Source organism: Planctobacterium sp. R6 (assembly GCF_055755215.1).
In genome coordinates, this window is sequence record NZ_JBVTQY010000028.1 from 13,338 (window position 1) to 25,974 (window position 12,637).

Genomic DNA, 12,637 nt, shown 5'->3' on the forward strand with positions numbered 1-12,637 from the left:
GTTTAAAAAAAGTGAAGAGTAAACACAATGGCGCCATCAAAGATAATTTCAGAGCTGAATCCAGAGCAATATGCTGCGGCAACCTGTGTTGATGGGGTTAATATCACCGTCGCGGGGCCAGGTACCGGTAAAACAAAAACCCAAGCAGCAAGAGCTGTTTTTTTAGTACAGTCAAGAGTGCGACCGGAAGACATCGTGAATCTTACGTTTACCAATCAAGCTGCTAATGAGATGCAGTCTCGTCTATACGGCGAAATTGGTGTGGATGCTTATAAAATGTTTTGCGGAACATTTCATCAGTTCTGTTTAAGAAAGGTGTTGCGTCCGTTTAAAGATTGTGCGTTTCTGGAAAAATTAGGGCTGTCTGAATTTCGGGTCCTGGATAGTGGTGATCACCGAAATCTGATGAAAGATTCCTATGAACAGCTACCTGACTCGCTAAAAGTGATGCTTGATACTGCTGGATGGGGGCTATCAACCTTCGAAACTATTATTGAAAGACAACAGTCTTTTGGAAGGCGCCCTTCAGGATACTTGCGTGATAGAAAAAAAGGTAAATTAGCAGTAGAGAGTATGCTAGTAGATGGCTATCAAGGACAAGACAACCAGGTTATTGCGGATGCAAAAACATACATTGCAGCACAAATAGCACACTTGTATGAAAAGCAATGCAGTCAGTTGCAGGCGATTAGTTTTAATAATATTTTAGTTTTTGCCAAACAATTGCTTTTAACACATCCAGAAATCACAGACAGAGTTGCCAGACGTTGTCCGTATATTCAAGTAGATGAATATCAGGATACAAACCAGGTTCAACATGACATTGTCTGCATGCTGGTTGAATCCCAACGCAAGAAAAACTTATTCGTGGTAGGTGATGGGAAGCAAGGAATTTATGGGTTCAGAAATGCTGATGTCACATTAATGCAGTCGCTTAAACAGCGATATAACGCCCAAACATTCGAGTTGAAGCGCAACTACCGGACAACTAAGAATGGCATTGAAGTCGCCAACAAGTTTGCGGCTTCAATGCGTGGCCAACTAACAGACGGGCAACTTCAAAGTCACTCGAAGTTAAGTGGAGAGCGTTCAGCGTTTCATCAGTTTAGGTCGGATAAGGATGAAGCCGATTTTGTTTTATCTAAAATTGAATCACTAAAAAAGCAGGGACTAAAATCCAGTGATATTGCTGTGTTGTATCGAAGAAAAGCCGTAGCTGAGCCATTAAAAAAGTCTTTAGATAACCAGATGATGAAGTATCACGTTATCGGTGAAGTGGATTTTTATCAGCGCAAAGAGGTGAAGTTTGCTTTGTCGTTGATGCGATTAATGAACAATACGAATGATAATTTGGCCCTGCTAAAGATTCTTGACGATGTTCGGGTGGGCATCACCAAAACCAGACTTAGAGCTGCAGCTAAGGATGGTGGTATCTCTTGCTACGAAGTGTTGAGAGGTTTTGCTCAAAGTAAAAAAGCAAAATCAGAAAAGGCGATGGCCCTACTCAATGTCATAAGTGATTTAACACGACTGAGCCCGGTAATTATTCCAGAGATAGTTTTCTTATATAACCAAAAAGTCAGACATGCCGATGGACTGGTTAACAAAGCAAGAAACACGCTTTCACAAAACCCTGAGCTGAAGGCTCAGTACGAGAATATGGCGAGATTGGCTAACGCAGACGCTATGAATTCTATTAGTCAGGTAATGCAGTCCGTATGGATTAAGGCGCAATCTGACAATAAAACGTTGAGTGAAGATGAGCAGCGCTTGTTAACGCAGCAATGTGACAGGATCAACAACATATGTATGGTAGTGGCCACGCAATTAAAAAATGGTTTGTTGTTTAAAGAGGCATTAGAAGAAGTATTCCTGCTTAGTGAGCGCCATAACGATGATAGACATGAACGCATTCAACTGATGACCTTACACGCAAGTAAAGGTCTGGAGTTTGGGCATGTTATATACATGGGGTGTGAAGACGCAATATCGTTCAAAGAAGAGGCTCCATCGGCTGAAACAGTGGACGAAGAGGGTCGGTTGTTTTATGTCGGAATGACCCGTTCAAAAGATGGTACAACCTATACTGCGGCAAAAAATCGTTTTATTGACGGCCAACAAATATCATCAGAGCCACTGAGATACCTGGATGTGGTTGCTGATAAAATCACAATGCACCCATTGGAAAAGCCACAGCCGACTGTAATAAGTGGTGTAGGCAATGCTGAGGCGACATTGTCTGAAGCTCAATTGTCAGAGCTTAATAAATTTAACATTGCATTATGAAGTATATAGAAATCTTCACACAAAGCCTGGCGCTATATTTTTTTGAGCTACTGGTTGGACTCTGCATTTTAGGGATTTTATTAGGGTTCGCTATCGGTCGCCGTTGGTTTAGTACACAACGAATAAAAAACCGAAGACGAATTAAAAAAGTATCAAGTCGCGTCAAGCGAGGGGGGCTGGTAAATGAGCAAGATTTGTATCGGACGGTCACGCCGTTTGAATTTGAAGAGCTAGTATATGATGCATTGCTTAAAGGAGGCTGTAAAAAAGTGGAAAGACCTCGATACTATCGTGACAACGGGTTGGATGGCATTGTCCGATACAAAGGCCGTTATTTTTACATTCAAGCAAAACGGTATAAAGGTCATATTCGTAAAAAAGATATGGTTGAGTTTTGCAAGAAAGTGTCGCGAGACGGGGTTAATGGTTTGTTTGTTTATTTAGGAAAAGCCAGTAAAGCTTGTGAAAAAGTCGCAGAAAATTCAAATGTCATGCTAATAGACTCGCACAAACTGATGGCGTTGTTTCGTGGTGATTCTATAAGGTTGATGAAATGAAACAGAGTAATGCCGCTATTGCACATTCGTTTAAAGAGGATTTACGCTCACGAATTAGCATTACGGACCTCGCTGAGCGTTATACTAATGTGAAAAAGGTGGGAAAAACCAGCAAAGCGCTGTGTTGTTTTCATGATGAGAAGACGCCGTCTTTGACGTTCAATGAAACAGATAATACTTTTCACTGTTTTGGTTGCGGAGCCAAAGGTGACATTTTTGATTTTGTAATGGAGGCAGAAGGGATTGCAAAAGCCGAACTCCCTAAGGCAATGAAGTTACTAGCCGGATTTTACAGTATTCCGGTCCCTCAGTACTCTAAGAGTAAAGAGAAAAGTGAGTATGTCAGTTTAGACGAGTATGACGCTTATTTTCGACAAATGGTGGACAGCGCAAAAAAAAGTGGTGCCCAGACTCACTTGAAAAGTACTCTGCAGAAATTTGATATTTCCGAATCAGCTGGTGATACGTTCGGCGTTGTGTTGATGCAGGGAGAGCATATTTTATCGGCGAAGGCTGAGGAGGACGTCAAGCGCTTCACGATGTCAGATTCGGAAGTTCAGAGAGAAAAGTGGTATCTTGCTATACCTTCGTTTTCACCTAGTGGACAAATAGAAGCGCTAACGCTACTTAATGGCGACGATAAGATTATTTTGCCTGACACACCAGTGTGGAATAAGAAGCGACAATACATGGGTAAGCATTTAAATATTCATGATAAACGAGTGCATTTGTTCGATAACCCAATAGCGGCATTACAGTATAAATCGGCCTACCCCGGTGAATCTGTGATCAGCACGTTGCTGCCTTATGAATCCATGGATAAACATGTGTTTAAAAAGCAATTTGGCCTGTCGTTGGATCCAGATTTTAAAGATATGGTTTGCCATTTTATTTATTCACAGAGTACAGATATCGCATTGAAGTTGGATAGATTGTGCCGCATTGCGGGTTGGGCTCCGGCATTTCATTTAATGCATTTGGTAGAAAAAGAACAATTTAAACGAATACTCAAGCACGAAGCTGAACCTGAACTGGTTGGTTTTTCTTCGGTGTTTGATGTAAGTGTTAGTTATTCGATTGAGAGGTTTAGGTTGCAAGGAAAACCAGGAGCTATTGTCAAGCAAGTCGAAGACATCTTGGGTGGCGAAGAGCCAGGTAAAAACAAGGTCGTTGATTACTTACGCGATATGATAATGAAGAGCGTGAATATACCTAAGGCCCACTACTTTCAGTTCATGGATGCGCTGACTAGCAGAAAATCGTATGGCGAAAAAGATCACGACATCAGTATTGATACACAACCCATTAGTTATGATCGCCAAAAAGCGTTAGGCGACATCAACATATTGTGCCGTGCAAGTATGCATAATGATTGGGACTCAATAAGTAAATTACAGGCTTCATTGCAATCAAAAGAAAAAGCTATCACCGAAGGAACAATGAAACGATTTTTGCGAGTAAAATCAACTACTGAACGAGTTTTAAAGCAAAAAGATCCAATATTTTTGGATGAAGCACTGGATAGAGTGCAACCACTGAAGTAAGGCTAAAGTCAAAACACTGCATTGTAATTATTTCAGGTCATTTTTCAGACAGATGTTGTTTAGTGACGAAACATACAATACACTACCTATATATTAACAGTTATGCACAGATAAAATTATGAACTTAACGCAATTACAGATGGAAAAGAAACACATTATGAGTACTAAACTTGCGCAGTCGGCTTTTATTGAAATGTTTGGTGATGTGGCTGTTACGAAGGAACACTTGACAGCATTGCAGTCAATGCAAAAGGAAACTGAAGGAGAGCTAGTTTATTTGCATGGCCAAAAAGCAGATGCAAGTGATACTGAATTGTTATCAAGACTTGAAGGAGATATTGATAGGCAGCAGGAAATTAAAGAAAAGCTGGGTACTCTTCTAAAGTACGCCAATCAAACAATGGCATTGCAGGAAGGAAAAGCGGATTTAAGAGAAGATGTGATTTCTGAGGAGAGTCCGGAGAGTAAGAAGGTTGGTGAACACAGCGTTGAAAACACTGAGTCATTACCTAAAGAGGAAGTCAGTAATGCAAAAGACAACAAAGAAATTGAGTCCACAGTCATTTCTGGTAAGCCTCTAAAAGAAACAGAGGTACATTCAGAGGTCGTATCTGGATTCACAGTATCTGGTTCATCAATCAATGAAAAATCTGCCAATAATGATACTAATGACTCCGGTGCAAAGCAAAATGAGGATTCGAAAGAAAATATTATTTCTTTTTCAGATTACCCACAGCACGTACAGGACTATGCGACGCAATATGTAGAGAAGTTAATTGAAAACCGGGTGGCAGTTCCTGAGACTTTAAAAGTTGATGTAGTCAGTTATTCGAAGTTAGATGTGGAGGCCCCAATTGTATTGGATGTCGAAGCTGACGGCGTCAGATTCCGAGATGATGGTGAATCAATTAATTTTCCAGCAGATCAGGATGCAGATATCTTACACCAAGCTCAAAAAGCTATTCAACTCGCTAAAATGCATGAATGGAGCACATTGTATTTCAAGGGTGATGAGCGTGTGTTGCAGGCAATAAATCAAATTGTCATTCAACAACATATGGATTTGCAAATAGTGAATGAATCAGCACCACCTTCTGAAAAAGAACAGAGTGTGGATAACGATAATAAGAAACAAAGTAGCACGGAAAAGACTGAAGATTTTGTTAACAAAAGCAGCATGGTGGATAAGGACCTTAATATCGATCTGTCTTTGTAGGAATCCAATAGATGATTTCGCATAAGAGCAGGAGATTTGTTAGGTCACCATTAAAATATCCTGGAGGGAAATATCCGCTATTGGATAGGATCTTTAGGAAATTACCTAAAGCTAAGAGACTCATTGAGCCATTTTGTGGAAGCGCTGTAATTTCACTAAATGCCCCTTTTGAGGAGTGTATTGTAAATGATAAGAATAGCGACCTTATTAATTACTTTTGCTGTTTGAAAAATGGTAAGCAGGATTTTATTGAATATGCTCGCCGACTTTTCATCCCTGAGAATAATACTCCGGAAGCTTATTATTTTCTGCGAGATGAATTTAATAGCACAATCGATATTACCTATAAGTCTGCACTTCTGCTTTACATTAACCGTTATGGTTACAATGGTATTTTGCGTTACAACAAATCTGGCAAATTGAACACACCTAAAGGTAGTTATCAAAAGCCTTATTTTCCAGAGATGGAAATGCGGGAATTCATGGCGTTTGCTCAACGTGCTACTTTTTTAACAGCAGATTTTGAAGAGGTGATGCTTGCTGCTGAAAAAGGAGACGCCGTACTAGCTGACCCGCCCTATGTTGCTTTATCAAAAACAGCCAACTTTACTACATACTCCAAGGGCGGCTTTAGTGACGAAGATCATGAACGCCTGGCTAGAACTGCGGAATCACTTTCAGCAAGAGGTGTTAATGTAGTGATCTGCAATCATGCTACCAAATATACAGAATCACTTTATGAGAATGCAGATAAGGTTGTGTTTCCTGTATCCCGGACAATTAGTTGCAATTCTGAAAAACGTAACAAAGTTAAGGAAATGTTGGCAAGTTTTTGAATTTGGTGCTTTGCCAAGTTATGTCACCAGATGCCCACTGACTGTTAGAGTAACGGCAGAAACAACCTCTACCCTAGCACTCTGAATTCATAACGGTCATTGAAATACAATAATCAATCTCCACATTATTTGTACAAGCAGTTTTCGTAGCATTGGACTTCAGTGCTCGTCAACATCTTGAGAAGCACCAAGTAGATGAGAGAGTCTTTCGAGATCTTTTTCTGTGTAATGTCGTTCGGCAATACGATTACGAATAGAGTGAATTTCATCGGCTATTTGCATTCTGAGGTTGGATTTAACTTTTGAATGGTAATTGGTAACGACGCTGTTTTGTGCAAAAGTTGGTAGGTCAACAAGAGCGATTAACAGCCGTTGGCTTTACACCTTTCACTATGACGGCTTGTTTAAGTTTGCCGTCATTCGAAACGTACATTTTTATGGGGTAGCATCACTGTACGTAAAGCTGCCGGTAAGGCTTGCATATAGCAGAAAACAGCTTCGTAACTGAAGTGGACATTTTATATCCTTTCCTGCGTAGACACCGAATATGGTTTTTCAGTAGAAATGGGTGATACTATGAAATCTCAGTAGTAAACGTTGGAGCACAAGGAGGATTGATGTCGCTTTTGAGAGAAATTCAGGATTCGGCAGTAGATGCCAGAGAACCTATTGGAGCATTACTTCGGAAGTGTACAATTCTCGCAGTTCGACTTGGTAGTAGTGAATTCAAATCATGGGTCGAAAACGAGTTAAATGGTTATCGTGAAAAATCAGAAATACCCGAATATCGAATAATGGCGGTTGGATGCAAAGGCCATTTTTCCGGAGGGTTTGGTTCAGGCATCAGAAATGCTGATATCCCCAGTCGGTGCATTTCGGAAAAATTTAGAGATGGATTATTCACCAGTTGCTTAGCTCAACCTATTTCTTCTATCGAATCTTTGATTGAAGCATCCAATGGCAGCACAGTTCAAGAGCCTTGGCCAGCTGATGTGACCGCCCACTTTGGTATGAATATCTATCAAGGTATGAATTGCATGCAAGCTTGGAAAGTTATACCTGTAAATGCATTGGTTGGAATCCTAGATAAGATCAGGAACAATGTCTTAAATTTTGTTTTAGAAATCGAATCTGAAGATCCAGATGCTGGTGAAGCACCAATCAATTCTCACCCCGTAGACCAAGAGAAAGTTCAACAGATTTTCCATACTTACATCACGGGGAATGTTCAAAATGTTGCGACTGGAAGCAACAATGTAAACCAACACGCAACAACAACTCAAAATAATGAGGTTTTTAACGAGTTACTCCATGCATTGATGAAGACAAATGACGCTTCGGAATCAAAGGAAGAAATTACGGATACCGTTGAAAGCATGAGAGATACTCAGGGGACTAACAGCTATAAAACTCACTATAATAATTTTATGTCGTTTCTAGCTGATCATATGCAGGTGTATGGGCCTGTAGTTGCGCCTTTCCTTCCAGCTTTGGCCGCAATTGTGCCTTAAAAAGCAAACAAGATAGTGGGGCACTAGCACGCCGACTTCCGTCACTTCGTTCAGATTATAGCCGCAGTGTTCGCGCTCTTAATTTGAGAGTTAGCACTCTCAAGGAGTACAGAGTGATATCAAAGAAAGAACTAAAGCAGCTAGTGATCGCTCTTGGTAAAAAATATATTTTTCCAGACTTTACCAACAAGCTCACGTGGTTTGTTGTGTCAGTTGATGGAATAATTATTTTGACCCCAACTGCTTTGAAACAGATATTTTATAACTGGTTAGTTGCAACTCTTAACTTAAATTCTGGAGCGCAATTGACTTTCGCTGAACTAGAATCCAGCACAACTGACTATACTTTGGGCTTTTCTCTCATCGCGTTAGCATTAATCCATAACGTCGCAAACAGATACTTTATTTACAATAACAGGTGACATAGCGGCAAGAAATGCAAAGGAGCTAGAGGCTGCTCGAAAAAATTTATACAAAAAAATGCGTGAATTTATATATATGCTAGCCCAAAGCTCTGGGTATATTCACACAGGTCCTATGCTGTCCGCTGTTCCCGATGCCTACCGAGGAGCTTGGGATTGGCCTGAACATGTCGATTTGCGAATTAAAGCTCTTAATGAGAAAGGCTCCGAGTGCTATAAACTTCATCAGCAGTTCGTTATGCTTGGGCGGCGTAAATTAAAGTGCTAATAAGTCGCTGCTACCGGGCAAATTTTCAGAAGAGCGCAGCATTGAACGTCCGCAAATTGTCTGAAGCCGTCAGATGATTATTGTCTAGTGAACGGCCGCTCTGGTGTGATTGCTGCCCGTGGCAATTCTGAGCCGACTGTTCGCTTTCATGGAGAAGTAGTCAGTCATTCCACATGTTTCTGACTGGCGGTAGGGTGAGTCAGTTGACCAGTATATTAGTGGTTTAATTATGCCACTTGGAAAGTACCTAAAACTCATTTTCCAACCAACTGACGTTTCAGCACGTTAGGACCGGAAGCAAGTGATCCAACCTCAGAATGCAAATAGGCTTTTAGACTTTAATGTAAATACTTCCGTCGGAGAATTAGATATAAATAAACACATTACAGTTTAGACCGGAGACAGTAGCAGATGACTGAAATGAGGGGTATTACCCCTCAACTGGTTAATGTATGACGTTTTAATTCAGGCAGATGCAGCAGTATAAAATGGAAAAATACAATAGCCATAATCAGTCAGTTTTGTCCTGATTCTATGTCGTCTATGTGAGACTGCATGTCATGAATCCTATCATTGAGAGTTATGACTCTCTTTACTAACCCTTTGATGATCATTTCAGATATTAAGAGTCTGACATCAGGAGGAAGTTTATTAAAATAGTCGCGTGATAGCTGAATAGCTGTGATATCAGATTTTGCAATCACAGTAGCAGTTCTTTCTTCATTTAAAACAAAAGATACTTCACCCAGAAACATACCCGGAGAGATCGTGCTTATATGTTCATTTCGATACATCACCGAGGCTGCACCTTCTAATAAAATATAAAACGTGGGATGTTTTTCGCCAGAGCGAATGAGACAACTACCTTTTTCAAAAGTAGCAATATTTGAGTTATCAATAAGAAATGATGCGAGAGACGAGTCGCTTAAAGCAGAGAACGCAGGGACCTTTCTCAGGAGCATTAATATCTGTTCATTATCCATATTATTTTATCACATTTGTTAAATAGTAAAGCCTGGCTAAATTAACCGAGTGTTGAGACATTAAAAGAATCACTTTTAAGATAATAAAGAAGTAAAGCGCTGACTAAAACACTTTTAACACTATATTTAGAGTGGCAACTTAGCAATTGCAGGGTGGCAACTTAGCAACTCCAGGGTGGCAACTTAGCAACTCCAGGGTGGCAACTTAGCAACTCCAGGGTGGCAACTTAGCAATTCCAGAGTGGCAACTTAGCAATTCCAGAGTGGCTAATTTCTTCAACATGCAGGGACAGAACACCATTTAACGCTCAACCGGTGTCAAACCTAATTGCACACCCATTAACATAAAACCACATAGACATAACTTGCTATTAGTGAGGTCCTCTCTATTACAAAGACCAATCAGTGTTATAAAACCAATCTTAAAGCCTACAAAAATATACACTTATCAAAACCAACGATACAATCAACAATCATCCATAAAAGACAACGAGCGAACTTACAGTGCGAATATATATAGCCATTGTGTTAACGATAATCATGTTATGCGGAATTTTTATTGGCTACCAGGCATGGGTTATTGCTCATCCTGATTATGAACACACAGAAAACGTTACCCAATCAGATCCGGAAATACGACCATACCAGCAGGTTTTGACTACACCACTGACCAGTAAAATAAAAATTACCAGTGCAGTGAGAAAAGCTGTAGGAGACGGAGTTAAAATAAGAATCGAATCAACTCCAACACCAAATCAATTTATAGCTGTAATCGGCGATAAAAAATTCGATGTAACAGATAAGCCTTTAGAGATGAAAATTGAAGGTATTTGGGTACCCCTAGATGAAAGAGCATATATGGAGTTTAAAAAAACCCCAGAGTACACACAGCTATCTAATGCTACCTCTCAGAAATCAGCAGATGTTGTGCCAAGCCAAAATAATTCAGAACCATCGGAAGTAACTTCATTCGTGGAGGCGCTATATCCATTTGGGTTACCAGGGACGCCAGAAGCTTTGCCATCCATATCAGAACGAAGAGCACTTCTAGAAAAAATCGAATCTCACACAATTACATTGAAAAGCGAAAATGAAAAGCTAGCACTATTTATCGCAGTAGATGCGAAGTGCCCATTTTGCAGAAAGTTTTTCCAGAACAACCTGCATACACAGTTTATTGAAAATGGCTACACGCTACATTTGATGCCAATAAGCAAAAGCAGAAACTACCAGGATGAAAATGCATCAAGAATGGGGGGACTATTTTGCAGCCCTGGAATAAAACACATTGAACGAACTTTTGATCTAGCACCGATAAAACACGTTGAATGCCCCCATGGCGCCCAATATCTAGAATCAATGACCAATGCAACATTACTTGCTGGTGGTATAGGCACTCCGAGCATGTTTACCGCCGGAGGTTATTTGATCGCGTGGCCTGATGTAGAAAAACAAAGTTACCGACTAGCTTATAAACCAGATGACGTTAAAAGGTTCCTGGAACATATGGAAGAAGTAGCCAAACAACACCTGTTGTAACTACATAACATACTTAAAGTAGCGCGGTAAATACAGACCGGCTTACATATGTATCGTAACTGCTATTTATAAATAAAATAGAAAAGAGGTTCGTACGACTGCCCTATCTACAGTTTAAGCAGAAAAAGATGACAAATCTGCAAATGCATAACTGGACGATAAATTCACATTTAAGTAAATATGAAAGTCTGGGCCAGAGATGACCCAATGATATGTGTAGAGGGTCAATATTGGCCCATTCTTCAATACTGGGTCAAATGCGGCCCAAGTTTCCGCCTCGGCATGGGTCATAATTGGCCCGATTTGGTGGAGCGGGCCATTACTGGCCCAAAATGAATGTTGAGAGTGGGCCAGAACTAGCCCAGCGAGCGACTTAAGAAGTTTTTTGATAAGTGCTATAATCTCTAAAAAGCAAAACATATATCATTTATGCACTTTTATATGAGCTTAAAAAGCATCGTTGAACCTGCATACTCGCCGGATGGTATTATACTTTTTAAATGTTTTTGGGGTTGGGATGAATATACAAAATCTGGTTGACTACTGGCTATCGAATATACCGGGAAAGGAAGATGCTCCAATGCGTCTCCAGAATGAACTGCAGAAACTTTATGTCCATTTTGGGCTAAGGGCGTTTGCGGAAATAAATCCTGTCATATCGGGGCTCACTGCATTGCGCCATTACCATAACCTTCCTTTATTTAACGCAGGTAACGTAATAGAGATTAAGGGGGACGTGCAGATTAGTGAGGCTCAGTTTAATGATTGTGTTGATAGGTTAAGCGTGTCGCTTCTCAATATAATGCCAGATGTATCCTATCGAATTAGCAAGCCTTTGAAATCGAGGAATATTGTTGGGGAATTTTACATTCCTTATTTTACAGCAGAATTCAAAAGTCCTTATGGTACCTTTTATGTCATATATGACCAGCATCCTGCTTATGATATAGAATCACTAGTCCCATATGACGAACTCGATACCGGTATTGAATATGGAGAGGCAATGTCAATTGGGAAGGTTGGCCTGTATAGCGAAATCATATCGGCATGCGCCTTTAATGGTAAAATTGATGCGTGCAGTATAATTATCCTTCATCAAATGGAGAGGGATGGTGTTTATCTCGATTTAGAAATACTTGAACACCAATTAATCGACAGAAACGTTTCTGATGTTTATTTTAAGATGATGAATATGGGCAATTCTGCCACTTCGCATCAGCATCTAAGGGAAATTAGGTCGCTACCGTTTACGGAGCAGTGGTCATGGGACCCGCACTTTAGTGTTGATATTCAAATCAAGCAGATCCAAAAAAGCACCATAGCCAACATGTCTTCATTGGCAGAAAACTTTGGTCAGCAGTTTGAAAATAAAAAGGCGGCTCAATTTGGAGTTACCAGCGAGGTTACTAAGGAAGCACCTGATGGTCGCTTTGAGGCAGCAAAGCTAATCAAGACGTTAAATCAATGAACGCATC

Annotated in this window: 10 protein-coding genes; 9 read left to right on the plus strand and 1 reads right to left on the minus strand. The window is 40.3% G+C overall.

Going from position 1 to position 12,637, the window contains the following annotated elements:
• The first annotated feature begins 27 nt into the window (after window positions 1–27).
• From AC0J20_RS16130 to AC0J20_RS16160, 7 genes are all read left to right on the plus strand, one after another.
• Window positions 28–2,286, plus strand: a complete 2,259-nt coding sequence (locus AC0J20_RS16130; RefSeq protein WP_473022496.1) for an ATP-dependent helicase — start codon at window positions 28–30, stop codon at window positions 2,284–2,286.
• Window positions 2,283–2,843: a restriction endonuclease gene (locus AC0J20_RS16135; RefSeq protein WP_473022497.1), complete on the plus strand. Its 561-nt coding sequence runs from the start codon at window positions 2,283–2,285 to the stop codon at window positions 2,841–2,843. The genes AC0J20_RS16130 and AC0J20_RS16135 overlap by 4 nt, the downstream gene beginning before the upstream one ends.
• On the plus strand, window positions 2,840–4,387 hold the full coding sequence (locus tag AC0J20_RS16140; protein ID WP_473022498.1) for a CHC2 zinc finger domain-containing protein: 1,548 nt from the start codon (window positions 2,840–2,842) through the stop codon (window positions 4,385–4,387). The genes AC0J20_RS16135 and AC0J20_RS16140 overlap by 4 nt, the downstream gene beginning before the upstream one ends.
• Before the next feature lie 118 nt (window positions 4,388–4,505).
• Window positions 4,506–5,603 (plus strand): hypothetical protein, encoded by a 1,098-nt coding sequence (locus AC0J20_RS16145; RefSeq protein WP_473022499.1) that lies wholly within the window; start codon window positions 4,506–4,508, stop codon window positions 5,601–5,603.
• A gap of 11 nt (window positions 5,604–5,614) precedes the next feature.
• Window positions 5,615–6,439: a Dam family site-specific DNA-(adenine-N6)-methyltransferase gene (locus AC0J20_RS16150; protein ID WP_473022500.1), complete on the plus strand. Its 825-nt coding sequence runs from the start codon at window positions 5,615–5,617 to the stop codon at window positions 6,437–6,439.
• A 617-nt stretch (window positions 6,440–7,056) separates the two neighbouring features.
• Window positions 7,057–7,950 carry an AbiTii domain-containing protein gene (locus AC0J20_RS16155; RefSeq protein ID WP_473022501.1) on the plus strand — a complete coding sequence of 298 codons (894 nt, stop codon included), beginning with the start codon at window positions 7,057–7,059 and terminating at the stop codon, window positions 7,948–7,950.
• Between the two features lie 113 nt (window positions 7,951–8,063).
• Window positions 8,064–8,372 carry a hypothetical protein gene (locus AC0J20_RS16160; protein ID WP_473022502.1) on the plus strand — a complete coding sequence of 103 codons (309 nt, stop codon included), beginning with the start codon at window positions 8,064–8,066 and terminating at the stop codon, window positions 8,370–8,372.
• 783 nt (window positions 8,373–9,155) lie between these two features.
• Here the strand turns inward: AC0J20_RS16160 and AC0J20_RS16165 are convergent.
• Window positions 9,156–9,623, minus strand: coding sequence for a Crp/Fnr family transcriptional regulator (locus tag AC0J20_RS16165; RefSeq protein ID WP_473022503.1), 468 nt, complete (start codon window positions 9,621–9,623; stop codon window positions 9,156–9,158).
• A 540-nt stretch (window positions 9,624–10,163) separates the two neighbouring features.
• On the opposite strand from AC0J20_RS16165, the gene AC0J20_RS16170 reads away from it, so the two are divergent.
• Window positions 10,164–11,162 carry a thioredoxin domain-containing protein gene (locus AC0J20_RS16170; RefSeq protein WP_473022504.1) on the plus strand — a complete coding sequence of 333 codons (999 nt, stop codon included), beginning with the start codon at window positions 10,164–10,166 and terminating at the stop codon, window positions 11,160–11,162.
• A gap of 517 nt (window positions 11,163–11,679) precedes the next feature.
• Window positions 11,680–12,630, plus strand: coding sequence for a hypothetical protein (locus AC0J20_RS16175; RefSeq protein ID WP_473022505.1), 951 nt, complete (start codon window positions 11,680–11,682; stop codon window positions 12,628–12,630).
• The last annotated feature ends 7 nt before the right edge of the window (window positions 12,631–12,637 follow it).